This is a genomic window from Methylobacterium segetis (assembly GCF_004348265.1).
Classification (GTDB): domain Bacteria; phylum Pseudomonadota; class Alphaproteobacteria; order Rhizobiales; family Beijerinckiaceae; genus Methylobacterium; species Methylobacterium segetis.
This window is the reverse complement of the sequence record NZ_SMNT01000005.1, coordinates 52,070-74,625: the sequence shown is the minus strand read 5'-3', so window position 1 is coordinate 74,625 and position 22,556 is coordinate 52,070. Positions and strand designations below refer to the sequence as shown.

Sequence of the window (22,556 nt, the reverse complement as noted above, 5' to 3'; positions counted from 1 at the left end):
GCATCCCGCCCCGTTATAGCTCCGGCCGCGGCCGGCCTCGCGCGGGAGCGGCCCCGCCCACAGGATTGTTCGTGCCATGACCGAGACCGGCCCCTTCGCGGATATCCGCGGCCTGATCGCCTCCATGCCGGGCCCGGACCGGGAGGCGGCGGCCGCCGTCGCCGAGCGGGAGGCGCGCCTGACGAAGCCGGCGGGTGCGCTCGGGCGCCTGGAGCACCTCGTCGCGTGGCTCGGCGCGTGGCAGGGCAAGGCGAGCCCGACCCTCGACCGCCCCCTCGTCTGCGTCTTCGCCGGGAGCCACGGCGTCACCGCGCGGGGCGTCTCGGCCTACCCCGACGCGGTCAACCGGCAGATGCTCGACAATTTCGCCGCCGGGGGGGCAGCCATCAACCAGATCTGCGCGGCCTACGGGCTCGGCTTCAAGGTGTTCGATCTCGCCATCGACCTGCCGACCGGGGACATCACGGTGGGGCCGGCCTTCGACGAGAAGGCGTGCGTGGCCACCATGGCCTTCGGCATGGAGGCGGTCGCCGCGGGCACCGATTGCCTCGCGGTCGGCGAGATGGGCATCGGCAACACCACGGTCGCGGCGGCGATCTATGCCGCCCTCTACGGGGGCGAGGCGCGCCACTGGGTCGGGCGCGGCACCGGCATCGACGATGCGGGGATCGCCCGCAAGGTCGCGGCGGTCGAGGCCGCGCTCGCCCACCATGCCGGCCACCTCGCCGACCCGCTGGAGGTCCTGTCCCGCCTCGGCGGCCGCGAGATCGCCGCGATGGCGGGCGCGATCCTCGCCGCGCGCCTGCAGCGGGTGCCCGTGATCCTCGACGGCTACGTCGCCACCGCGGCGGCGGCGATCCTGCACGCCCTCGACCCTGCCGCCCTCGACCATTGCCTCGCGGGCCACGTCTCGGCGGAGGGCGCGCATGCCGACGTGCTGGAGCGCCTCGGCCTCGTGCCGCTCCTGGCGCTCGGCATGCGCCTCGGCGAGGGCTCGGGCGCGGCGCTCGCCATGGGCCTCCTCAAGGGCGCGCTCGCCTGCCACCGCGACATGGCGACCTTCGAGCAGGCGGGGGTGTCGGGCCGCTCGGAGGCGTAGGGGGCGTCCGAAGCCCGCGCCGCGCTCCCGTGCGGGAGGGGGGACAGGGCGGGGGCGCGGGGTTGCCGGGATAGGGCGCCGGGGTTCGTTCGGGCGCCTGTGCTCCCCACCCGGCCCGCTGCCGCGGGCTCGAACTCTCCCGACACGGGAGAGGCGGGGGCCTGCCTCAGGCGGCCCTGGCGGGCCGCCGCACGGCCGCGGGCTGCATCTCGGCCTCGACGTCCACGGCCGGCAGCGTGTCCATCACCCGGCTCGCCGGCAGGGTGACGATGACCTCCGTGCCCTCGCGGGGGCGCGACACGAGCTGGAAATGGCCGCCGTGCAGGTCGACGAGGCCCTTGACGATCGGCAGGCCGAGCCCCGAGCCCTGCTCGGCGGTCTTGATCGCGAGCGAGCCGCGGCCGAAGGAGGACATCACGGTGCCGAGCTCGTCCTCGGGGATGCCGGGGCCGCTGTCCTTGACCGCGACGTACTGGCCGCCCGAGCTCGTCCAGCCGACCTTGATCGTGATCTCGCCGCCCGGTGGCGTGAACTTCACGGCGTTCGAGAGGAGGTTCAGCACGATCTGGCGGAGCGCCCGCTCGTCGGCCCAGATCTTCGGCAGGGAATCGTCCACGAAGTCGTGGAAGGTCTGCCCCTTCGAGCGGGCGCGCAGGCCCATCATGTGGCGGCATTCCTCGACGATGTGGGCGAGGAGCACGGCCTCCTCGTTCATCTCGTAGCGCCCCGCCTCGATCCGCGAGAGGTCGAGGATCTCGTTGATGAGGTTGAGGAGGTGCATCCCGCTATCGTGGATGTCGGTCGAGTATTCCTGGTAGCTCGGCGCGGTGTGGGGGCCGAAGACCTCGTTCTTCATCACCTCGGAGAAGCCGAGGATGGCGTTCAGCGGCGTGCGCAGCTCGTGGCTCATCGTGGCGAGGAAGCGCGATTTGGCGAGGTTCGCCTCCTCCGCGCGCCGCCGCGCCTCGTCGGAATTGGCCTTGGCCTGCTCCAGCTCGGCGAAGATCGCGTCCTTCTCGGCCCGCGATTGCAGGGCGCCCACCGTCGAGGTGTAGAGGCGGCGCGCCAGACCCATGAAGAAGAGCTGCGAGCCGACCGCCATCGCGACGAGGAGCAGCGCGTCCATGTGCTGCGAGAAGGCGAGGAGCGACAGCGTCGCGAGCATCAGCGGCACGAGGCCGGCGACGGCGGCCGCCGGCACGGTCGCGGCGAGCATGGTCGCGACCGCCGCCGCGATGACGAGGCCGAACAGGGCGAAGGTCCGCCCGCCCGTGGCGCCGAGCCCGATCATCGCCGCCCAGCACAGGCTCTGCACCGCCTCGCCCGCGACGAACAGGCGCCGCCAGCGCCCGAGCGAGACCTCCTCCGGGTCCTGGCGCAGGAAGCGGCGGCTCGCGGTGGAGATCAGCGTGATCGCGACGAACACGCACAGGGCCCAGGTCGCCGCGACGACGTGCGGCACCCAGAACACCGAGGCGCCGGCCATCGCGACGGCGAACAGCCCGAGCGGGATCCCGGCGCCGATCCGGTATTGCGCGTAGAGGCGCAGCAGCTCGTAGTCGAAGGCGCGCTCCAGGCCGGTGACGGAGGTCAGCTTCTCGCGGGCCGAGCGCATGTCGCGGGCGATGCCGCGGCGCCGGTTGGCCTCCTCCGCCGACGGGCCGCGCCCCCGCTGGACCATCTCGACAGTCAGGTCGGACATCAGTCTCGAAATTTACGCTGAGGGCGCCGTTGGACGGGTCGGAGCGGGCGTACCGAACCGCGACCACCCCCAGGATGGTATGAATGTGTTAAGAACCGGCTGCCGCCACCGTGCGGATTCTCCGCATCCCGGACACGCTTCCCCGCCGGCTGGGGCCCCGCCCCGGGGAGATCGCATGGCAGGTGCGCGGCCGCACATCGGCCGCGCGCGCGGGGACGCTACCGCTCGGTCATCCTCACCGGACCGGAGGGCATCGGGATGATCAAGCTGACCGTCAACGGCAGGGCCCACGAGGTCGAGGCCGATCCCGAGACGCCGCTCCTCTGGGTGCTGCGCGACCATCTCGACAAGACGGGCACCAAGTACGGCTGCGGCATTGCCCAGTGCGGCGCCTGCACCGTCCATCTCGACGGGCAGCCGGTCCGCTCCTGCCAGACCCGCATCGGCGATGTCGGCGAGGGCAAGGTCACGACGATCGAGGGCGTCTCGGGCCGGGTGGCCGAGGCGGTCCAGACGGCGTGGCGCAAGCTCGACGTGGTCCAGTGCGGCTATTGCCAGTCGGGCCAGATCATGTCGGCGATCGGGCTCCTCACCGACAATCCGAAGCCCTCGGATTCCGACATCGCGGGCGCCATGGACGGCAACATCTGCCGCTGCGGCACCTATCAGCGCATCCGCGCGGCGATCCACGAAGCCGCCCGCACCCTCGCCTGATCCCCGTTCGTCCTGACTGGAGCACAGACATGCTGACAATCGGTCGGTCGAAGGCCGGAGGCCGCGCCCCGCGCGTCTCCCGCCGCAGCTTCCTCGGCGGTGCCGCCGCCGCGACGGGCGCCATCGTCATCGGCTTCCGCCTCGACCCGAAGGGGCCGTCCTACGCTGCGGGCGGGCCGGACCTCCCGGCGGTCAAGGCGATGCCGAACGCCTTCGTGCGGATCGCCTCGGACGACACCGTCACGGTGATCTGCAAGCACCTCGACATGGGCCAGGGCAACACGACCGGGCTCGCCACCATCCTCGCGGACGAGCTCGACGCGGATTGGGCGACGATCCGCACCGAGTTCGCGCCCGCCGACGCCACCCTCTACAACAACACCCTGATGGGGCCGGTGCAGGGCACGGGCGGCTCGACCGCGATCGCCAATTCCTGGTTCCAGCTCCGCAAGGCGGGTGCCGCCGCCCGCGAGATGCTGGTGGCCGCCGCCGCCTATCAGTGGAAGGTGTCCGTCTCCGAGATCACGGTCGAGACCGGCGTCGTGCGCCACGCCGCCTCGAACCGCGAGGCCCGGTTCGGCGCGCTCGCCGCCTCCGCCGCGACCCTGCCGGTGCCGCAGGAGCCGCGCCTCAAGCAGCCGGGCGAGTGGCGGCTGATCGGCCAGCGGGTGCCGCGCCTCGACTCGGTCGCCAAGACCGACGGCAGCGCCGTCTACTCCCTCGACATCCGCCGCCCGGGGCAGGTGACGGCGGTGGTCGCGCATCCGCCCCGCTTCGGCGCCACCGTGAAGAGCGTCGACGACAAGGCCGCCCGCGCCGTCAAGGGCGTCCTCGACGTGGTGACGATCCCGACCGGCGTCGCGGTGATCGCCAAGGATACCTGGACCGCGATGAAGGGCCGCGATGCCCTCGCCGTGACCTGGGACGATGCGGGCGCGGAGGCCCGCTCCTCCGACGCCATCCTCGCCGAGTACCGGGAGACCGCCAAGCGCCCCGGCCTCGTCGCCTCCGAGCGCGGCGACCCGGAGGCCGGCATCAAGGGCGCGGCGAAGGTTCTGGAGGCGGAGTTCAGCTTCCCCTACCTCGCCCACGCCGCGATGGAGCCCCTCAACGCCACGATCGAGCGGGCCTCCGACGGGACCTACGACGTCTACGCAGGCTGCCAGCTCCAGACCGTCGAGCAGGCGGTGATCGCCGCGATCCTCGGCGTCACGACGGACAAGGTTCGGCTTCACACGCTCTGGGCTGGCGGCTCCTTCGGCCGCCGCGCGACGCCCGGCGCCGACTACCTCGCGGAGGCCGCGAGCATCGTGAAGGCGACGGGGGCCAAGGCGCCCATCCACCTCGTCTGGACCCGCGAGGACGACATGACAGGCGGCTATTACCGCCCGACCGTCTTCCACAAGCTGCGCGCCGGCCTCGATGCCAAGGGCGCCATCACGGGCTGGCAGCACGTGATGGTCGGCAAGTCGATCATGATCGGCTCTCCCTTCGAGGCGATGATCGTCAAGAACGGCATCGACGGCACCACGGTGGAGGGCGCCTCCGACACGCCCTACGCGCTTCCCGCCTACCGGTTCGAGGTCCACAACGCCCGCGAGGGCGTGCCGGTCCTGTGGTGGCGCTCGGTCGGCCACACCCACACGGCCCAGGTCATGGAGGTGTTCATCGACGAGATCGCCCACGCGGCGAACGTCGATCCGCTCGCCTACCGCCTCGCGCTCCTGAACCAGGCGCCCCGCCTCTCCGCCGCCCTGAAGCTCGCCGCCGAGAAGGCCAACTGGGCCGAGCGCACCCGCGAGAAGGGCCACGGCCTCGGCGTCTCGGCCCACGAATCCTTCGGCTCCTACGTCGCCATGGTGGCCGACGTCTCGGTGCAGGAGGCGAGCGTCAAGGTGAACCGCATCGTCGCGGCGGTCGATGTCGGCATCGCCGTCAACCCGGACATCATCAGCGCGCAGGTCGAGGGGGCGGTGGGCTTCGCGCTCTCCTCGGTGCTGCGCAACCGCATCACCCTCAAGGACGGCGTGGTGCAGGAGCGGAACTTCGACAGCTACGAGCCGACCCGGATGAGCGAGATGCCGGTCGTCGAGGTACACATCGTGCCCTCGCAGGCCGCGCCCACCGGAATCGGCGAGCCGGGCGTGCCGGTGCTCGCCCCGGCCATCTCGAACGCGATCTTCGCCGCGACCGGCCAGCGCCTGCGCTCCCTGCCCCTCGACCTCGCGAGCCTCCGTGGGGTCTGATCCCGGACCGCGATCCGGAGGGGTGTGAGGAAACGCACAGACCCCCGGGCACCCGAGGCGCAGGGTCGCCTCACCCCAAAGGTTTCGACCCACTTCACGACGGCGCGGCTCAACACCGCGCCGTCTTTTCGTTTCGGGCGCCGCGGCCCATCTGCGGCCGGACCGATGCCGCCTCGCCCGATCCTCTCCGCCTTCGACGAGACCGCCGCGCGGCTGCGCGCCTGCCGCCTCTGCCGCGACGCGCCGGTCTACGGGCCGCCCCTGCCGCAGGAGCCGCGGCCGATCCTGCAGGGTAGCGCCACCGCCCGCCTCTGCATCGCCTCGCAGGCGCCGGGCACCCGGGCGCACCGCACGGGCCAGCCCTTCACCGACCCGTCGGGCGTGCGCCTGCGCGCCTGGCTCGGCCTCGACGAGGCGGCGTTCTACGACGCCGCGCGGGTCGCGATCGTGCCGATGGGCTCGTGTTTTCCGGGCCTCGATGCCAAGGGCGGCGACCGGCCGCCGCGCCGGGAATGCGCCGAACGCTGGCGTGATGCGATCTTCAGCGGGTTGCCTGATCTCGAATTGATCCTCGTGATCGGCCAATACGCGCAGGGGTGGCATCTCGGGCGGCTGGAGGGCGGCCTCACCGGCACCGTCGCGCGCTGGCGCGAGATCCTCGGCGAGCCGCGCCGGCCCCGGGTTCTCCCTCTGCCGCACCCCTCCTGGCGCAACAATGGCTGGCTGAAGCGGCATCCCTGGTTCGAGGCGGAGCTGCTGCCCGTTCTGCGCGCGGAGGTTGCACGGGTGATGGGCGAGCCGGATGATCGCGATCATTGACAGGCGCGTCGGCGCGTGATCGCTGCCGGCATCCTTCCGGAGTGCCCGATGCCCGCTCTCGCCGACCCCCGCGACCGCCTGATCGTCGCCCTCGACCTCGGCGACGTGGCCGAGGCCGAGGCGCTGGTGGACCGTATCGGCGACGCCGCCACCTTCTACAAGATCGGCTATCGGCTCGCCTATGCGGGCGGCCTCGCCCTGGTGCCGAAGCTCGCGGAGCGCGGCCTCAAGGTCTTCCTCGACCTCAAGCTCCACGACATCGGCAACACGGTGGAGGAGGGGGTGCGCTCGCTGGCTGGCCTCGGCGCGACCTTCCTCACGGTCCACGCCTACCCGCAGACCATGCGCGCGGCGATCCGTGGACGGGGAGCTAACCCGTTGAAGATCCTCGCGGTTACGGTCCTCACCTCCTACGACGAGGCGGATGCCCGCGAGGCCGGCTACGCACTGCCCGTGCCGGACCTCGTCGCGAAGCGGGCGGCCCAGGCCCTCCAGATCGGCATCGACGGCATCGTCTGCAGCGCGGAGGAGGCGGCCTCCGTCCGCTCGGTGGTGGGTCCGGACCGCCTCATCGTGACGCCGGGCATCCGCCCCGCCGGCAGCGACCTCGGCGACCAGAAGCGCGTGATGAACCCCGCGGAGGCGCGGGCCGCCGGCATCGACCATGTCGTCGTCGGCCGCCCGATCACCAGTGCCGCCGACCCGGCCGGGGTGGCCCGCCGCATCGTCGCCGAGATGGCCTGAGAATCAAGGAGATAGCGATGGCACGCGGATACTGGGTCGTCCGGGTCGATGTCCGGGACGCCGACGCCTACCGGGATTACGCGGCCGCGAACGGCGCTGCCTTCGCCCAGTTCGGCGGCCGCTTCCTCGTTCGGGGCGGCGCCTTCGAGGCGGTCTCGGGCTCGGCCCGCTCCCGCAACGTCGTGATCGAGTTCCCCTCCTACGAGGCCGCGCTCGCCTGCTGGCACTCGGACCTCTACCAGTCGGCCCGCGCCCGGCAGAAGGGCGGTGCGGACACCGACCTCATCGTGATCGAGGGCTACGACGGCGAGCAGCCCGGTGCCGGCGAACCCCCGCAGCCCGCCAATCCGGCCTCGGAATAGGAGGCGGGTCAGGCGCTCGCCGGCCGCGCCCGCAGGGCCCGCAGCAGGAAGGCGATCATCGCCTCGATCGGCGGCGCCGGTCCGTTCGGGTACTGGCTGACCAGGACCGGATGGCAGTAGCGCACGATCGCGACGTGCACGCACTGCGCCGCCATCGCCGGATCGTCGGCGGCGAACTCGCCGGTGCGCACGCCGTCGGTCACCACCCGCGTCAGCACCGCGCTGATGCGCTCGACGTGGTGGCGGCAGACGTCCCAGCTCTCCGTCATCGCCGCCTCCACCATCTCGTGGATGCGGGGATTCTCCCGGCAGCGCTCCAGGCAGTCGCCGTGCAGGCTCCGGACGATCTCGGCGATGCGGTTGGAGGCCGACAGGCCGGGGGTGGCGGCGATCGTCGCGATCAGTGCCTCGACCTCCCGGGTCACCCGCTCCACCACGGCCTCGTTGATGGCCTTCTTCGAGTCGAAGAACCGGTAGACGTTGGCCGGGCTCATCCGCAGCGTCTTGGCGATGTCGGCGACCGTGGTCTTCTGGTAGCCGATCTCCCGGAAGAAGCGCTCGGCCGTCGCGAGGATGCGGCAGCGCGTGGTCGGCGCGCTCTCCTCCGCGACAGCGAGATCCTGTTCGACTGGGTGGTTCATGGGCGGAACCTAGGCCGGGGCGCCCCCGGCCGTCAAAGCAACATCGAAGAAACAATTCCGAATAGCCGGCGAAGTGCCGTCGCCGCATCACCGTCGCGGCCGAAACCGTCGTCTTCCGTTCGGGCGCCGATCGTCTGAGGGGCCGACTCAAGGGCGGATCCTCCCACGACCGTGCGTGACCTCCATTCGGATCGCCATCCACACCAGCGCACTCGGGTTGGACCCAATCACGGCCGGGCAGCAACGCGCCGAGCGGCCCGAGCAAATCGAAACCTATTTGGAGAAAATCCGTAGGGAGCTTGCCCATCAACCGAGCGACGTTGCAAGATTGCTCTCTTCCTTGCCTATGACGGCGCAGATCAAGTTGTGGGCCAGATCTCGGTTTCGGGTGGCAGGCTGATGTTGCCGCTAATCAGAGCCTGAATAGGGGCTGCCGGATGCTCCGATGCGCCGAGCGAATGCTTGATGGTTCCTGCGATGTAAGGGTTCGTTAGGGACGCCGTGGTATCGAGGGGCATGCCGATCTCCCTGCGCTACCGTCGCCCGTCGCCCTCACCAGAGCCGGTCATGCAGCCGCAGGCTGATCTTCTGCAGGAGGCGGCCCCGTCGAAGGCCGGTGCCGAGCGGGGCGCCAGCGAGGTCCTCGACGTGATCGAGGCCGACGTGCTCACCGCCATCGGAGGCGTCGGACAGTCGATCGCCACGGCGCGATCGGAGGTGGAGCAGATGCAGGCCGGGCTCGCCAGCATCCGCGCGCAGATGGCTGCGCTCGCTCATGCCGCCGAGGCTGCGGCGGGGGCGAGCAGCGGCCTCACGGAGACGACCGGTCGTCTCTCGGCCACCACAGGCCGGATCGCGGGCGCGATGACGGAGGCCGGCACGCATCTCGACCACGCGGGCCTGCGCGGTACCGAGGCGCGGATGCTCGTCGCGGCGCTGGCCCAGGCCGGAAACGAGATCGCCGGCATCGTCGATACCATCTCGGCCGTCGCGCGGCAGACCAATCTGCTCGCGCTCAATGCCACCATTGAGGCCGCGCGCGCGGGCGAGGCGGGCCGCGGCTTCGCGGTGGTGGCGAACGAGGTGAAGGCCCTGTCCGTCGAGACCGCCCGCGCCGCCGACGAGGTCCGTGCCCGGATCGCGCGGTTGCGCGAGGGCGCGGCAGCCTCCGGCACGGCGATCGAGTCGGTGGCCGAGGCGATCGACGCGGTGCGCCCGGCCTTCGCCACGGTGCGCGGAATCTCGGACGAGCAGGCCTCGATCGTGGCCGGCGTCGCCTCGGGCGCCTCGCAGGCGGCCGATCTCGTCGCGGCCGTCAATGTCGAGGCGGGTGCAGCGAGCCATGCGACCGTCGCCCTCGATGCGCAGGCTGCCGCGATGGAGGCGGCTTCCGGTCAAGCCGCCGAGCAGGCTGCGGGTCTCGGCCGCCGCTTCGTGGCGGTGATCCGCCAGAGCGAGATCGGAGACCGGCGTCGCGCCGACCGCTATCCCGCCGATCTCGGTGTCGACCTCGGCGACGGCCGCCGCACCCGGACCCAGGATATCAGCACGGGCGGCGTCCTTCTGGCTGCGCCCGAGGGCGGAGCGGCGCTGCCGGTCGGTCACCGGTTGGTGCTCGGGCTTGATGGAGTTGGCCCTCTGCCGGCGACTATCGTCTCGGTGAGCGCGATGGGGTTGCATTGCGCTTTCGGCGAGGTCGCCCCCGGGGAGCAGGCCCGGCTTCAGGAGAAGCTGTCGGAGATCGAGACGGCCTACCGGCCGCTGATCGTTCGGGCGCAGGATCTGGCCGAGCGCATCAGCACACTGATGGAGGCCGAGATTGCCGCCGGACGCCTCGCACCCTCGGCGCTGTTCGACACGGAGTATCGACCCGTCGCCGGATCGAACCCTCCGCAATACCGGACCGGGTCGGTCGAGCCGCTCGAACGCCTGCTGCCGCCCATCCTGGAGCCCGAACTGGTGCGCGACGGGAGCATGCTGTTCTGCATCGTCGCCGACCGTAACGGATTCGTGCCGGTGCATAACCGACGGGTCTCCCAACCCCAGCGTCCGGACGATCCCGTCTGGAACAATGCCAACAGCCGCAACCTGCGCATCTTCGACGATCGAACCGGCATCACGGCCGCGCGCTCGCAGCGTCCCGCCACCGTGCAGGTCTACCGGCGCGAGGTCGGCGGCCAGATCGTGATGGTGCGGGAGGTGGACGCGCCGATCCGCGTTCAGGGACGCCACTGGGGCGCCTGCCGTACGGCTTACCGTTTCTGACAGACGTGAAGGCCGCGCGTCCCGCGAGGGCCGACCTGATCAGCCTCCGTACCGCGCCGACGGCTCAGGAGCCGAATTGCGACCCGAGCTGTTCGAGGTATTCCGCGAGGTCGACCCCGCCGACGCGCTTGCCGTAATCGAAGCGCATGCCCTGCCGAATGTCGACGCTGGCGCTCTTCGTCGTCAGCGTGAACGGCTTCACGCAGACCCAGGCGCCGTCCCGGCGATGCTCGAAAAAGCCGAGGATCTCGTGCTTGGCCATGTGCCCCTCCCAGCGAACTCAAGCTGACAACGGCCGGCTCAAGCAACGGTTCACGGAGCGCCAAGCATTTTCGCGTGCGCGAACTGAAGCTCGGCAGTTGCGGCGGCTGCCTCTACTGCCGAGCTTGCATCGGGCCTTTCGGGCACGGTGACCTGCCCCCGAGGGGGCAGGCGAGGGGTGAGCGTCAGGCTGCGCTCTTCAGCGATCCGGTCTGCTCGTGGAAGTCCGGACCGTTGATCGTGCGGGCCACGTAGCCAGCGCGGATCAGGTAGTCGCCGAAGCGCTCGCCTGTCGTGCGTTCCTTCGCATAGGCCGCGAAGAGCGGCTCGAGCGTCGGACGGATCTCGGCCGCCGTCACGTCCTCGGCGTAGAGCTTGCCGAGGCGAGACCCGTCGAAGGCGGCGCCGAGATACAGGTGGTAGCGCTCGGGCCCGCGGCCCACGAGGCCGATCTCGGCGATGAACGGGCGGGCGCAGCCGTTCGGGCAGCCCGTCATGCGGATGGTGATCTCGTCCTCCGCCAAGCCGTGGCGGGCGAGGCTCTCCTCGAGCTCGGTGATGAGGTCGGGCAGGTAGCGCTCGCTCTCGGCGAGGGCGAGGCCGCAGGTCGGCAGCGCGACGCAGGCCATGCTGTTCCGGCGCAGGGCGCCCGCGCCCTTCGTCAGGCCGTATTCCTCGACGAGCGCGTCGATCTCGGCCCGCTTGGCCGCCGGGACGTTCGCGATGATCACGTTCTGGTTTCCGGTCAGCCGGAAATCGCCCTCGTGCACCTCGGCGATGCGGCGCAGGCCCGACAGGAATTGCGGGCCGCCCTCGATGTCCTTCACGCGGCCGGAGGGCACGAAGAGGGTGAGGTGGTGGCGCCCGTCCTCGCCTTCGACCCAGCCGTAGCGGTCGCCGTTGCTCTCGAACTTGAAGGGCTTCGGATCGGCGAGCTTCTTGCCGACGCGCTTCTCCACCTCCGCGCGGAAAGCCGCGAGGCCGTAGCGCTCGATCGTGTACTTCAGGCGCGCGTTCTTGCGGCTCTTGCGGTTGCCCCAGTCTCGCTGGACCGTCATCACCGCTTCGGCCACCTTCAGGGCGTCGGCAGGCTCGCAGAACAGCATCACGTCGGCCGTGCGCGGGAAGGTGTCGGTCTCGCCGTGGGTCATGCCCATGCCGCCGCCGACGGTGACGTTCCAGCCCGTCACCTTGCCCTTCTTGTCGAGGATCGCGATGAAGCCGAGATCGTGGGCGAAGATGTCGACCTCGTTCGAGGGCGGCACGGCGATCACGGTCTTGAACTTCCGCGGCAGGTAGGTCTTGCCGTAGATCGGCTCGACCTCCGCCGCATCCTCGCCGCCGATCACCCGCTCGCCGTCGAGCCAGATCTCGCGCCACGCGTTCGTCTTGGGAAGGAGCGAATCCGAGATGGTCTTGGCAAGGTCGTAGGCGGCCTTGTGCGCGCCGGTCTGCGCCGGGTTCGTCGCCGCCATCACATTGCGGTTCACGTCGCCGCAGGCGGCGATCGTGTCGAGGAGCGCCGCGTCGATGCCGGCCATCGTCCGCTTCAGGTTCGACTTGATGACGCCGTGATACTGGAAGGTCTGCCGCGTCGTCGCCCGCAGCGTGCCGTTGGCGTAGGTGGTGGCGATGTTGTCGAGGATCAGCCACTGCTTCGGGGTCACGACGCCGCCCGCGATGCGGAGCCGGATCATGAAGCTGTAGGCCTTGTCGAGCTTCTTCTTGGTGCGCTCGGGCCGGAGGTCCCGGTCGTCCTGCAGGTACATCCCGTGGAACTTCACGAGCTGACCGTCATCTTCCGAGATGGCGCCGGTGGCGTGCTTGAGAAGCCCGTCGGCCAGGGTGCCGCGGAGATAGCCGCTCGCGATCTTGATGTGCTCGTTATGGGCAAGCCCGGCCGTCCGCGCGGCCTCCGCCTCGGAGATGGGCCGGTCGGTCGGCGGCGTCTCGTAGACCCGCTCGGAGGAAGGCTTGCGGTCGGTCATGGCGGCGGTCCGGTGATAGCGTCTCCGCCCGCTCGTGGGGAGGAGGGAGGAGGTGGGGAGGGATCGAGAGGACCGCATCGCTCTGTGCGGAACGTCCTCGACCCCTGAGGCCCGTCCCCGCGAGGGGAGGGGAAATCCCGGCGGCAGCGGGTCAGTAAACGTCCTGCTGATAGCGGTGCGCCCGCTCCAGGCCCGCGACGGCAGCCTCGGCCTCGGCATCCGAGAGGCCCTTCACGTCGGCGTAGGACCTGACGACGGCCGCCCGCACGTCCTTGGCCATGTTCTTCGCATCGCCGCAGACGTAGAGGTGGGCGCCCGCATCGAGCCATTCCACGAGCTCCCTGCGGCGCTCGAACAGGCGGTCCTGCACGTAGATCTTCTCGGGCTGGTCGCGCGAGAAGGCCACGTCGATCTGCGTCAGCGAGCGATCTTCCAGCGCGTCCTGCCATTCGAGCTGGTACAGGAAGTCGTGGGTGAAATGGCGGTCGCCGAAGAACAGCCACGACCGGCCGGGCGCCTCGGCGGCGCGGCGCTCCTGCACGAAGGCGCGGAAGGGGGCGACGCCGGTGCCGGGGCCGACCATGATGATGTCGGTGGCGGGATCGGCCGGCAGGCGGAAGTGGCGGTTCGGCTTCAGCTTCACGCGGAGCTTGGCCCCGTTCCGGATCCGGTCGGCCACGTGAACCGAGGCGACGCCGGACCGGGACCGGCCGTGGGTCTCGTAGCGCACGGCGGCGATCACGAGATGAACCTCGTCGCCCACCTCCTTGCGCGAGGATGCGATCGAGTAGGCCCGCGGCGGCAGGGGCCTGGTGACGGCGTTCAGGTGCTCGGCCGTGAGCTTGGCCGGATAGGTCTCGATCAGGTCGATTAGGTGGCGGCCCTCGATCCAGGCGCGAACCTCCCCGCTCTCGATCAGGCGCTTCGCCTCCTCGTGCCCGGTCGCCTTGACGAAACGCTCGACGGTGGTGGCCGACAGCGTGGTGATGTCGCGTTCGGCGAGGAGGGCGCGGCGCAGGGCTTCGTCGCCCGTCAGGCCCGCGGCCTTCAGGATGTCCTCGACGAGCTGCGGGTCGTTCTCGGGATAGATCTCCAGCGAGTCGCCCGGCTCGTAGGCCGGCGCCCCGTCCTCGAAGGCGAGCGCGAGGTGGATCGTCTCCTTGTCGGAGCGCGACGAATTCAAGTTCACATGATCGACGACCTCGACCACGACCGGGTCGCGGCTCGGTTCGGCATCCTCATCGTGGCCGCCCCGGGCGAAATCGACGGCGACCACGTTGTCGGCCGCGGCAGCCGGCGGGGCGAGCGCCTTGAGGGCGCCCTTGATCCACTCCGCGGCGGGCTTGTCGAAATCGAGGTCGAGGTCGGCGCGCTCGAAGGCCCGCTTGGCGCCGAGCGCCTCGAACCGCTCGTCGAGCGCCTTCCCGATGGCGCAGAACTCGGCATAGCTCGTGTCGCCGAGCGCCAGCACGCTGAACTCGGCCCCGTCGAGACGCGGCGCGCCGTCGCCCATCAACTCGTTGTAGGCCCGCACGGCCCGGGCCGGAGGCTCGCCCTCGCCCCAGGTCGCGGCGATCGCCACGATGCGCTTCTCCTTGGCGAGGTTCGCCAACTCGAGATCCGCGAAGTCGATCACCTTGGGCTTGAAGCCGCTCTTGCGGGCGAGCTTCGCCACATCGCCGGCGAGCTTCTCCGAATTGCCGGACTCGCTTGCATAGACGATGGCGAGCGGCTCGGCAGCCTTGGGAGGCGCGGCGGGCGCCGACGCGGGCTGGCCCCCTGCCGCGTCGAGGCCGGCGAGGAAGCCCGCGAGCCATGCCCGCTGGATCGGTGTCGCCGTCCCCAGCACGGAGTCGAGGCTGGCCCGCTCGGTATCGCCGAACGGTGCGGTGCGGGGGAGGAGTGCTTGTCGGGACATCAAGAGACCATGTCGTCTGCGCGACGGCTTCTGTCAACGGGGAATGTCCGTTTTACAGAACGACCTCGCGGTAGAAGAGCCATTCGCTGTTGCGACGCAAAAGAGAAGCTTATTCTCCGGCCAGTGCCAGGACCGGCACGTGGCGGGTGTTGGTCGGCGGTGCCGGAAGCGGGAGGGCCGTCGTCGACTTCACCTTCTCCATGGCAAATCGCGATGTCACGTTCTTGAGAGGCAGCGTCGCGATGAGCTGCTTGTAGAACGTGTCGTAGGCACGCATGTCGGCGACCACGACCCGCAGCATGTAGTCCACGTCGCCCGCCATTCGATAGAACTCGAGCACCTCCGGCATCGCCGCGACGGTCGAGGCGAATCGGTCGAGCCACTCCTTCGAGTGATCCGCCGTCTCGATCGAGACGAAAACGGTCAGGCCGAGCCCGAGCTTGACGGGGTCGAGCACGGCCACCCGCCGGTCGATCACGCCGTCCGCCTCAAGCCGCTGGATCCGCTTCCAGCACGGGGTCTGGGAGAGGCCCACCTTCTCGCCGATGGCGGCGATGGAGAGCGTGGCGTCCTGCTGCAGAAGCGCGAGGATCTTCAGGTCGATCGAATCCAAGCCGGACCTCTCTTGCTCGTGAACGAAGGCAGGTGCGCGCTCGCACGGATGTGAGCCTGGTATGAGAAGGATCTTCCTCGACCAGGCAACCTGTCGGCACCCGCCTCGGTTGCCGTCGGGCTTCCTACTGCGGTGCAAGACCGGCCCGGGACACGGCTCCAGCCTTGACACCGTTCGTTATAGCGAACATTTCAGGGGCCGGACAAGAAGGTACCCACAGATACCCGATCAATTGCCCATGACTCGCGAACTCGCTCTGGCTGCGGACGAGCTGTCTGCGGCGCTGGCCGGCCTCGACCTCGCCGGGCGCATCGCGCTCGTCGAGCGCAGGGTGCCCGGCCGCCTCGTCTTCACCACGAGCCTCGGCATCGAGGATCAGGCGCTGACGCATGCGCTGGCTATGGCGAGATCCCGCACGGAGATCGTCACCCTCGACACGGGCCGCCTCTTTCCCGAGACCTACGACGTCTGGGCCGAGACCGAATCGGCCTACGGCATCCGCATCCGCGCCTACGCGCCGGAGCGTGAGGCCGAGGAACGATTCGTCCGGGAGGAGGGCATCAACGGTTTTCGCCATTCGGTGGCCGCAAGGCAGGCATGCTGCGGCTTCCGCAAGGTCGAGCCCCTGGCGCGGGCGCTCGCGGGGGCCGACATCTGGTTCACGGGCCTGCGCGCCGGTCAGTCGGCCAACCGCGCCGACACGCCCCTCGCCGAGGCCGACGAGGCGCGCGGGCTGATCAAGGTGAACCCGCTCGCCGACTGGACGCGGGCGGACGTCGACGCGTTCGTGCGTGACAATTTCATCCCCTACAACGTCCTGCACGATCGGGGCTTCCCCTCGATCGGCTGCGCCCCCTGCACCCGGGCGGTGCGCGTCGGAGAGCCCGAGCGCGCCGGCCGCTGGTGGTGGGAGCAGGAATCCAAGAAGGAGTGCGGCCTGCACGTGCACGTCCCCGAGGCGAGCGTGCAGCCCGGCCAGGAAGCGGCCGCCTTCGAAACCACGAACCTCAAGACACCGGAGATGGCCCGATGAGCGCCGCCCCCGCGACCACGGCCGCACGGCTCGGACCCGGTCGCCTGACCCACCTCCAGCGCCTGGAGGCCGAGAGCATCCACATCATGCGGGAGACGGTCGCCGAGACCGAGAACCCGGTGATGCTCTACTCGATCGGCAAGGATTCCTCGGTCCTGCTGCATCTGGCGCTGAAGGCCTTCGCGCCGGGGCGCCTGCCGTTCCCCTTGATGCACATCGACACGACCTGGAAATTCCGCGAGATGATCGCCTTCCGGGACCGGCGCGCCGCGGAGATCGGCGCCGAGCTGATCGTGCACACGAACCAGGAGGGCCTCGCCAAGGGCATCGGCCCGATCAGCCACGGCTCCGAGGTGCACACCGACGTGATGAAGACGCAGGCCCTGCGTCAGGCGCTCGACAAGCACAAGTTCGACGCGGCCTTCGGCGGCGCCCGCCGCGACGAGGAGGCGTCCCGCGCCAAGGAGCGCATCGTCTCGCTGCGGACGCCTCAGCACCGCTGGGACCCGAAGCGCCAGCGCGCGGAGCCCTGGCACCTCTACAACCTGAAGAAGAAGCGCGGCGAATCCCTGCGCGTCTTCCCGCTCTCGAACTGGACCGAGCTCGATATCTGGCTCTACATCGAGCAGGAGCAGATCCCGATCGTCCCGCTCTACTTCGCCAAGGAGCGCCCTGTCGTCGAGCGGGAGGGACAGCTCATCATGGTGGATGACGAGCGCCTGCCCCTCGAGCCCGGCGAGACCCCGCGCCATCTCCAGGTGCGCTTCAGGACGCTCGGCGATTATCCGCTCACCGGCGCTTTCGAGAGCCCCGCCGCGACCCTGCCCGAGATCATCGGCGAGACGCTCGCCGCCCGCACGTCCGAGCGGCAGGGCCGGGTGATCGACAAGGACGGCGCCGGCGCCATGGAGCGTAAGAAGCAGGAGGGCTATTTCTGATGACGATCCATCAGTCGCCCGAGGCGTTCGGCTACGAGGCGTTTCTCACCGCGCACCAGAGCAAGGAAGTCCTGCGCTTCATCGCCTGCGGCTCGGTCGACGACGGCAAGTCGACCCTGATCGGGCGCCTCCTGCACGACACCAAGCAGATCTTCGACGACCAGATCACCGCCCTTCAGCGGGATTCGCGCAAGCACGGCACGCAGGGCGCCGAGGTCGATCTCGCGCTCCTCGTGGACGGCCTCCAGGCCGAGCGCGAGCAGGGCATCACGATCGACGTCGCCTATCGCTTCTTCTCGACCGACAAGCGCTCCTTCATCGTCGCCGACACGCCCGGCCACGAGCAGTACACCCGCAACATGGCCACCGGCGCCTCGACGGCGGACGTGGCCGTGATCCTCGTCGATGCCCGCCAGGGCCTCACCCGCCAGACGCGGCGCCACGCGCTCCTCGTCTCGATGCTCGGCATCAGGCGGGTCGTGCTCGCCGTCAACAAGATGGATCTCGTCGGCTGGTCGCAGGACAAGTTCGAGGCGATCCTCGCGGGCTTCAACGCCTTCACGGCGACCTTCGGCTTCGCGGAGGTCCGCGCGATCCCGCTCTCGGCCAAGAACGGCGACAACGTCGTGCTGCCGGGCACCGCCGCCGCTTGGTACACCGGCGGGCCGCTCCTTCAGTATCTGGAAGAGGTGCCGGTGCACGAGGAGGCGCAGGCCGCCCCGTTCCGCATGGCCGTGCAGTGGGTGAACCGCCCGAACTCCGAGTTCCGCGGCTTCTCGGGGCTGGTCGCCAGCGGGCGTGTGCGCCCCGGCGACCGCGTCACCGTCGCGCCCTCTGGCCGTTCCACCACGATCGCTCGCATCGCCACGGCCGACGGAGACCTTGCGGAAGCGGTTGAGGGCCAGTCGGTGACGCTGGTCCTCTCGGACGAGGTGGACGCCTCCCGCGGGGCCGTCATCGCGGCGGCGAATGCGCCGCTCCAGGTCTCCGACACTCTCGATACCCGCCTGTTCTGGGCGGCCGAGACGGAGCTCCGACCCGGATCGACGCTCCTCGCCAAGATCGGCACGGTGACCGTGAACGCCACGGTGAGCGCGATCCGCACCCGCATCGATCCGGAGACGGGGCGCCCAGGCCCGGCCGAGCGGCTCGCGGCCAACGACATCGCCGACGTGACCCTGACGCTCGACCGCGCAGTTGCCTTCGACCCCTACGTCGAGAACCGCGACACGGGCAGCCTGATCCTGATCGATCGCGAGAGCACCGACACGGCGGCCCTCGGGCTCGTTCAGGCACCGCGCTCGCACGGTGGCAGCGCCTCCGCGCCGGCCAGCGAGACGACGGAGCCCCGCGGCTTCCTGGCAACCCTCCGCCGCCTGTTCGGCGGCTGAGGCCAGCGTCTCGGGGCCGGTGGCCCCGGCCTCGGGCCAGGGCTATCCTCGACCGGCGCGGCGATCGTCGCCGCGTTTGCGGTCCGGAGGCTGCCATGGCTCCCGTCAGCGTCGTCCTGATCGGCCTTGATCCCGATCTGATCGACTTCTCAGCACCCGCCTACAGCGCCTATCCCGGCCTCGACGCGGGCAAGGTCAGGGCGGGTCTCGATGCGGATGCGGCCCGTCTCAGGGAACTCGGCTACGCGCCCGAAATCTGCCTCGTCGATTTCGGGCAGACGGCCGAATCCGTGGTCCGGGAACTCCTGCGCCGCCGGCTCTTCGACGCGGTGGTGATCGGGGCGGGCCTCCGCCTGATCGCGGAGAACACCGCATTGTTCGAGAAGCTGATCAACGTCGTCCATGTCCATGCGCCGCAGGCGAAACTCTGCTTCAACACGCGGCCGACCGACACGGCGGAGGCGGTGCAGCGCTGGTTCCCGCCCCCGATGCGTTAGGCGACGTCTTCCAGGATCCTCGCGAGAGGCCGGTCACGCTGTGGGCACCAGTCCGTGCGGATCGTCATCGAGACGGTGCACAGCCGTTCGTTCTCCTCGTTGCGGACGATGGCGCTGAGCGGCACCTCCCGTCCCTCGGCCGTCGCAATGCGCGCCAGATCATGGAGGGTCGCGAGGGCGATCTCGTGTGCACTCAGATCGTCGTGAGCGATCAAGCCCTCGGTGTCGCGGTGGCCGCGAGACCCGACGGCGGCATCGATGAAGTAACGGGGCATGGCAACTCCCAATCACGTATCAGTGACATCTAGCGGGGATAGCCAGCGGTCCGCATTAACCTGTGCGGACGAATAGGTCTCTGATGTATCGGGCGTTTCGGGGCTCGCGGGGCGCGGGCTCACCGTTCGGGTTCGGCCTGAAACCTGTCTAAACCGTCATGCTGCGCACAGGCCTCGGCAAGGCTCGGCACCTCTAGATGGTTCTGCGGCCGCGCGATCGGTGCGGTCGGCATGCCCGAAGGAGGATATCGCCATGTCGAAACGCTGGATGCCGGTTCTCGGAGCCGTGCTCGCCCTCGGTGGTCTCGGAGCCGTCTCGTCGGCGCAGGCGGCGCCGCTCGGCGTCGATACGGCACGGGGTCTGGCCGGCACGGCGCCGCTCGTCGAGCAGGTCGCGCAGGGCTGCGGCCCCGGCTGGGGCCGTGGCGCCTACGGCCGCTGCCGCCCGTTTGCGGGCGCGGGCCGCTACTACCGTCCGCGTCCCTTCTATGGGCGACGCTGCTTTCTCCGCCCGACGCCGTTCGGTCCGCGGCGCGTCTGCCGCTGGTGAGCCATCTCAGGCGGCCGCCCCTGCGCCGAGGCCGAATGCCTCGGCGAGAAGGGTGTAGGATCGGCGCCGCGCCGTCTGATCGTGGATTGCCGAGAACACCATGATCTCGTCGGCCTGGGTCGCGTCTGCCAGCGCGCCGAGGCGAGCCCGCAGGGTTTCGGGTGAGCCGACATGCAGCCGGGCGCGCCCCCGCTCCAGGCGGATGCGCTCGGCCTGCGTGTAGGGATGGGCCTGCGCCTCCTCCAGGCTCGGCAGAGGCAGATACTCGCCCCGCTCGCGCCGGAGCGTCGCGAGTTCGGCGCTGCGGGCGAGTTGCTCCGCCTCCGCGTCCGTGGGCGCGCAGACAGCCGCGACGGCGAGGATGGCGTGGGGCCGTTCCCGCCAGGGGGAGGGGCGGAAGCCGCGCCGATAGGCCAGCATGGCGGCCTCGGACTCGAAGGCCGCGAAATGCTGCGCGAAGGCGAAGCCGGTGCCGACCTGGCCGGCGAGATGGGCGCTGTAATCCGAGGAGCCGAGCAGGAAGAGCGGCGGCAGCGGCACGCCGGAGGGCATCACTTCCACCTGGCGAAACGGATGACCCTCGGGAAAGCCACCCGTCTCCCAGAGCAGCAACTCCTGCAGCCGGTCGAGGAAGTCGTCGCCCCCGCGCGGGACCTCGCGCCGCCGCAGCGCCTGCGCGGTGATGCCGTCGGTGCCGGGGGCCCGCCCGAGACCGAGGTCGATGCGGCCGGGGAACAGCGCCTCGAGCATCTTGAAGCGCTCCGCCACCATCAGCGGCGGGTGGTTCGGCAGCATGATGCCGCCGGAGCCGACGCGCAGGTGCCGGGTCGCGGCGGCGATCTGACCGATCATGATCTCGGGCGCAGGGCTGGCGACCGAGGGCAGGGCGTGGTGCTCGGCAAGCCAGAAACGGGTGAATCCGAGCCCGTCGACGTGGCGGGCGAGGGCGATCGAGTCCTGGAGCGCCTGCGCCGGGCTCGCGCCAGCGATCACGAATGAGAGGTCGAGGACGGAGATCGCGATCATGCCCGCCAGATGGGGAGGGACGGGCCTTCCTGCGAGCCCCACGCAGGGGCCGCCCCGGTCGATCCCGCCATTCCGGCCAAGCATGACATTCGCGGGCGGAGCGCGATCCCCGCACCTTGCCCCTGGCAGCGCCCGCGACTAGGGTCCGCGCCGCCTGGAACCTGGCACACCACCTGAATTTTCGATCGGAGTACCATCCCATGGGCTTTCTGGCCGACGCCCTCTCCCGCGTGAAGCCGTCCGCGACCATCGCGATGACGCAGAAGGCGCGCGAGTTGAAAGCGCAGGGGATGGACGTGATCAGCCTGTCGGTCGGCGAGCCCGATTTCGACACGCCCGACCACATCAAGGAAGCGGCGATCGAGGCGATCCGGCGCGGCGAGACGAAGTACCCGCCGGTCTCCGGCATCAACCCGCTGCGCGAGGCCATCGTCAAGAAGTTCAAGCGCGAGAACGGGCTCGACTACAAGGTCTCGCAGACCATCGTCGGGACCGGCGGCAAGCACGTCATCTACAACGCGCTCCTCGCGAGCCTGAACCCCGGCGACGAGGTCGTGATCCCGCGCCCCTACTGGGTCTCCTACCCGGAGATGGTGATCCTGTGCGGCGCGACCCCGGTCTTCGCCGATACCGACATGGCGCACGACTTCAAGCTCCAGCCGGAGGATCTCGAGCGCGTCATCACGCCGAAGACCAAGTGGATCATCCTCAACTCGCCCTCGAACCCGTCGGGCGCCGCCTACACGCGGGACGAGATGAAGCGCATCACCGACGTGTTGATGCGGCACCCGCACGTCTGGGTGCTCACCGACGACATGTACGAGCACCTGACCTACGGCGACTTCGAGTTCGTCACCCCGGCCCAGGTCGAGCCCGGCCTGTACGAGCGCACGCTCACCATGAACGGCGTCTCGAAGGCCTACGCGATGACGGGCTGGCGCATCGGCTACGCGGCGGGTCCCGAGCACCTGATCAAGGCGATGGACTTCGTCCAGGGCCAGCAGACCTCGGGTGCCTCCTCGATCTCGCAATGGGCGGCGGTCGCCGCGCTCGACGGCACGCAGGAGCATCTCGCGCGCTTCAAGGCGGCCTTCCAGGAGCGGCGCGACCTCGTGGTCTCGATGCTGAACCAGACCAAGGGGCTGCAATGCCCGGTGCCGGAGGGCGCCTTCTACGTCTACCCGTCCTGTGCCGAGACGATCGGGCGTAAGGCGCCGTCGGGCAAGACGATCGAGACGGACGAGGATTTCGTGACCGAACTGCTGCAGGCGGAGGGCGTCGCCGCCGTCCACGGCTCGGCCTTCGGCCTCGGCCCGAACCTGCGCATCTCCTACGCGACCTCGAACAAGACGCTGGAGGAGGCCTGTCACCGCATCCAGCGCTTCTGCGGTTCGCTGCGCTAAGCCCGGCCCCGGCCGACGCGATCGGGCGTCCGGTGCCTCGCACCGGGCGCCTTTTTCGTGCGGCGGGCCGG

General features: G+C 70.1%; 22 protein-coding genes. 13 read left to right on the top strand and 9 right to left on the bottom strand.

What is annotated here, in order from left to right; all coding sequences use genetic code 11:
• Positions 1-76: 76 nt before the first annotated feature.
• On the top strand, positions 77-1,099 hold the full coding sequence (gene cobT, locus E1J50_RS02525) for a nicotinate-nucleotide--dimethylbenzimidazole phosphoribosyltransferase (RefSeq protein ID WP_132250085.1): 1,023 nt from the start codon (positions 77-79) through the stop codon (positions 1,097-1,099).
• 166 nt (positions 1,100-1,265) lie between these two features.
• Here cobT and E1J50_RS02520 read toward each other — a convergent pair whose 3' ends face one another.
• Positions 1,266-2,801, bottom strand: a complete 1,536-nt coding sequence (locus tag E1J50_RS02520) for a sensor histidine kinase (RefSeq protein WP_132250083.1) — start codon at positions 2,799-2,801, stop codon at positions 1,266-1,268.
• Between the two features lie 258 nt (positions 2,802-3,059).
• Between E1J50_RS02520 and E1J50_RS02515 the strand changes: the two genes are divergently transcribed.
• From E1J50_RS02515 to E1J50_RS02495, 5 genes are all read left to right on the top strand, one after another.
• Positions 3,060-3,515, top strand: coding sequence for a (2Fe-2S)-binding protein (locus E1J50_RS02515; protein ID WP_132250081.1), 456 nt, complete (start codon positions 3,060-3,062; stop codon positions 3,513-3,515).
• Positions 3,516-3,544: 29 nt separating this feature from the next.
• A complete protein-coding gene (locus tag E1J50_RS02510; RefSeq protein WP_132250079.1) occupies positions 3,545-5,761 on the top strand; it encodes a xanthine dehydrogenase family protein molybdopterin-binding subunit in 2,217 nt (738 codons plus the stop codon).
• A 165-nt stretch (positions 5,762-5,926) separates the two neighbouring features.
• Positions 5,927-6,580, top strand: coding sequence for a uracil-DNA glycosylase family protein (locus tag E1J50_RS02505; RefSeq protein WP_132250077.1), 654 nt, complete (start codon positions 5,927-5,929; stop codon positions 6,578-6,580).
• 48 nt (positions 6,581-6,628) lie between these two features.
• Positions 6,629-7,324, top strand: coding sequence for an orotidine-5'-phosphate decarboxylase (gene pyrF, locus E1J50_RS02500; protein ID WP_132250075.1), 696 nt, complete (start codon positions 6,629-6,631; stop codon positions 7,322-7,324).
• 17 nt (positions 7,325-7,341) lie between these two features.
• Complete coding sequence (locus E1J50_RS02495) at positions 7,342-7,686, top strand: DUF1330 domain-containing protein (protein ID WP_132250073.1); 345 nt, start codon at positions 7,342-7,344, stop codon at positions 7,684-7,686.
• An 8-nt stretch (positions 7,687-7,694) separates the two neighbouring features.
• On the opposite strand, the gene E1J50_RS02490 is transcribed toward E1J50_RS02495, so the two are convergent.
• Complete coding sequence (locus tag E1J50_RS02490) at positions 7,695-8,327, bottom strand: TetR/AcrR family transcriptional regulator (RefSeq protein ID WP_132250071.1); 633 nt, start codon at positions 8,325-8,327, stop codon at positions 7,695-7,697.
• A gap of 359 nt (positions 8,328-8,686) precedes the next feature.
• Positions 8,687-8,845 (bottom strand): hypothetical protein, encoded by a 159-nt coding sequence (locus E1J50_RS27080; RefSeq protein WP_165937751.1) that lies wholly within the window; start codon positions 8,843-8,845, stop codon positions 8,687-8,689.
• Between the two features lie 49 nt (positions 8,846-8,894).
• Here E1J50_RS27080 and E1J50_RS02485 point away from each other — a divergent pair, with 49 nt between their 5' ends.
• Positions 8,895-10,592 carry a methyl-accepting chemotaxis protein gene (locus E1J50_RS02485; protein ID WP_165937750.1) on the top strand — a complete coding sequence of 566 codons (1,698 nt, stop codon included), beginning with the start codon at positions 8,895-8,897 and terminating at the stop codon, positions 10,590-10,592.
• Between the two features lie 64 nt (positions 10,593-10,656).
• Here E1J50_RS02485 and E1J50_RS02480 read toward each other — a convergent pair whose 3' ends face one another.
• The 4 genes from E1J50_RS02480 to E1J50_RS02465 all read right to left on the bottom strand — a co-directional run bounded on the left by E1J50_RS02480 (position 10,657) and on the right by E1J50_RS02465 (position 15,372).
• On the bottom strand, positions 10,657-10,854 hold the full coding sequence (locus E1J50_RS02480) for a hypothetical protein (RefSeq protein WP_132250067.1): 198 nt from the start codon (positions 10,852-10,854) through the stop codon (positions 10,657-10,659).
• 184 nt (positions 10,855-11,038) lie between these two features.
• A complete protein-coding gene (locus E1J50_RS02475) occupies positions 11,039-12,841 on the bottom strand; it encodes an NADPH-dependent assimilatory sulfite reductase hemoprotein subunit (RefSeq protein WP_132250065.1) in 1,803 nt (600 codons plus the stop codon).
• 151 nt (positions 12,842-12,992) lie between these two features.
• The gene (locus E1J50_RS02470) at positions 12,993-14,759 is read right to left on the bottom strand and encodes a diflavin oxidoreductase (RefSeq protein WP_132250063.1); all 1,767 of its coding nucleotides are present in this window, start codon (positions 14,757-14,759) and stop codon (positions 12,993-12,995) included.
• A gap of 109 nt (positions 14,760-14,868) precedes the next feature.
• A complete protein-coding gene (locus E1J50_RS02465; RefSeq protein WP_132250061.1) occupies positions 14,869-15,372 on the bottom strand; it encodes an Lrp/AsnC family transcriptional regulator in 504 nt (167 codons plus the stop codon).
• Positions 15,373-15,610: 238 nt separating this feature from the next.
• Between E1J50_RS02465 and E1J50_RS02460 the strand changes: the two genes are divergently transcribed.
• The 4 genes from E1J50_RS02460 to E1J50_RS02445 all read left to right on the top strand — a co-directional run bounded on the left by E1J50_RS02460 (position 15,611) and on the right by E1J50_RS02445 (position 19,231).
• Entirely contained in the window at positions 15,611-16,405 is a 795-nt protein-coding gene (locus E1J50_RS02460; RefSeq protein WP_132250059.1) for a phosphoadenylyl-sulfate reductase, read from the top strand.
• Positions 16,402-17,343, top strand: coding sequence for a sulfate adenylyltransferase subunit CysD (cysD, locus tag E1J50_RS02455; RefSeq protein ID WP_132250057.1), 942 nt, complete (start codon positions 16,402-16,404; stop codon positions 17,341-17,343). The genes E1J50_RS02460 and cysD overlap by 4 nt, the downstream gene beginning before the upstream one ends.
• Complete coding sequence (gene cysN / locus E1J50_RS02450) at positions 17,343-18,734, top strand: sulfate adenylyltransferase subunit CysN (RefSeq protein WP_132250055.1); 1,392 nt, start codon at positions 17,343-17,345, stop codon at positions 18,732-18,734. The genes cysD and cysN overlap by 1 nt, the downstream gene beginning before the upstream one ends.
• 95 nt (positions 18,735-18,829) lie before the next feature.
• Positions 18,830-19,231, top strand: coding sequence for a hypothetical protein (locus tag E1J50_RS02445; RefSeq protein WP_207919132.1), 402 nt, complete (start codon positions 18,830-18,832; stop codon positions 19,229-19,231).
• On the opposite strand, the gene E1J50_RS02440 is transcribed toward E1J50_RS02445, so the two are convergent.
• Entirely contained in the window at positions 19,228-19,506 is a 279-nt protein-coding gene (locus tag E1J50_RS02440) for a DUF6894 family protein (protein WP_132250053.1), read from the bottom strand. The two genes, E1J50_RS02445 and E1J50_RS02440, sit on opposite strands and share 4 nt — an antisense overlap.
• A gap of 253 nt (positions 19,507-19,759) precedes the next feature.
• Between E1J50_RS02440 and E1J50_RS02435 the strand changes: the two genes are divergently transcribed.
• Positions 19,760-20,056 carry a GCG_CRPN prefix-to-repeats domain-containing protein gene (locus E1J50_RS02435; RefSeq protein ID WP_132250051.1) on the top strand — a complete coding sequence of 99 codons (297 nt, stop codon included), beginning with the start codon at positions 19,760-19,762 and terminating at the stop codon, positions 20,054-20,056.
• A 6-nt stretch (positions 20,057-20,062) separates the two neighbouring features.
• On the opposite strand, the gene E1J50_RS02430 is transcribed toward E1J50_RS02435, so the two are convergent.
• Entirely contained in the window at positions 20,063-21,082 is a 1,020-nt protein-coding gene (locus E1J50_RS02430; protein ID WP_132250049.1) for an LLM class flavin-dependent oxidoreductase, read from the bottom strand.
• Positions 21,083-21,282: 200 nt separating this feature from the next.
• On the opposite strand from E1J50_RS02430, the gene E1J50_RS02425 reads away from it, so the two are divergent.
• Positions 21,283-22,485 (top strand): pyridoxal phosphate-dependent aminotransferase, encoded by a 1,203-nt coding sequence (locus E1J50_RS02425; RefSeq protein WP_132250047.1) that lies wholly within the window; start codon positions 21,283-21,285, stop codon positions 22,483-22,485.
• Positions 22,486-22,556: the final 71 nt, after the last annotated feature.

Coding starts and splice junctions, on each gene's coding strand:
- E1J50_RS02515 (WP_132250081.1), top strand. CDS start 3,060: ATGATCAAGCTGACCGTCAACGGCAGGGCCCACGAGGTCGAGGCCGAT.
- E1J50_RS02435 (WP_132250051.1), top strand. CDS start 19,760: ATGTCGAAACGCTGGATGCCGGTTCTCGGAGCCGTGCTCGCCCTCGGT.
- cysN (WP_132250055.1), top strand. CDS start 17,343: ATGACGATCCATCAGTCGCCCGAGGCGTTCGGCTACGAGGCGTTTCTC.
- E1J50_RS02445 (WP_207919132.1), top strand. CDS start 18,830: ATGGCTCCCGTCAGCGTCGTCCTGATCGGCCTTGATCCCGATCTGATC.
- E1J50_RS02495 (WP_132250073.1), top strand. CDS start 7,342: ATGGCACGCGGATACTGGGTCGTCCGGGTCGATGTCCGGGACGCCGAC.
- E1J50_RS02475 (WP_132250065.1), bottom strand. CDS start 12,841: ATGACCGACCGCAAGCCTTCCTCCGAGCGGGTCTACGAGACGCCGCCG.
- E1J50_RS02470 (WP_132250063.1), bottom strand. CDS start 14,759: ATGTCCCGACAAGCACTCCTCCCCCGCACCGCACCGTTCGGCGATACC.
- pyrF (WP_132250075.1), top strand. CDS start 6,629: ATGCCCGCTCTCGCCGACCCCCGCGACCGCCTGATCGTCGCCCTCGAC.
- E1J50_RS27080 (WP_165937751.1), bottom strand. CDS start 8,845: ATGCCCCTCGATACCACGGCGTCCCTAACGAACCCTTACATCGCAGGA.
- cysD (WP_132250057.1), top strand. CDS start 16,402: ATGAGCGCCGCCCCCGCGACCACGGCCGCACGGCTCGGACCCGGTCGC.
- E1J50_RS02520 (WP_132250083.1), bottom strand. CDS start 2,801: ATGTCCGACCTGACTGTCGAGATGGTCCAGCGGGGGCGCGGCCCGTCG.
- E1J50_RS02440 (WP_132250053.1), bottom strand. CDS start 19,506: ATGCCCCGTTACTTCATCGATGCCGCCGTCGGGTCTCGCGGCCACCGC.
- E1J50_RS02460 (WP_132250059.1), top strand. CDS start 15,611: ATGACTCGCGAACTCGCTCTGGCTGCGGACGAGCTGTCTGCGGCGCTG.
- E1J50_RS02480 (WP_132250067.1), bottom strand. CDS start 10,854: ATGGCCAAGCACGAGATCCTCGGCTTTTTCGAGCATCGCCGGGACGGC.
- E1J50_RS02505 (WP_132250077.1), top strand. CDS start 5,927: ATGCCGCCTCGCCCGATCCTCTCCGCCTTCGACGAGACCGCCGCGCGG.
- E1J50_RS02490 (WP_132250071.1), bottom strand. CDS start 8,327: ATGAACCACCCAGTCGAACAGGATCTCGCTGTCGCGGAGGAGAGCGCG.
- E1J50_RS02430 (WP_132250049.1), bottom strand. CDS start 21,082: ATGATCGCGATCTCCGTCCTCGACCTCTCATTCGTGATCGCTGGCGCG.
- E1J50_RS02510 (WP_132250079.1), top strand. CDS start 3,545: ATGCTGACAATCGGTCGGTCGAAGGCCGGAGGCCGCGCCCCGCGCGTC.
- E1J50_RS02485 (WP_165937750.1), top strand. CDS start 8,895: ATGCAGCCGCAGGCTGATCTTCTGCAGGAGGCGGCCCCGTCGAAGGCC.
- E1J50_RS02425 (WP_132250047.1), top strand. CDS start 21,283: ATGGGCTTTCTGGCCGACGCCCTCTCCCGCGTGAAGCCGTCCGCGACC.
- cobT (WP_132250085.1), top strand. CDS start 77: ATGACCGAGACCGGCCCCTTCGCGGATATCCGCGGCCTGATCGCCTCC.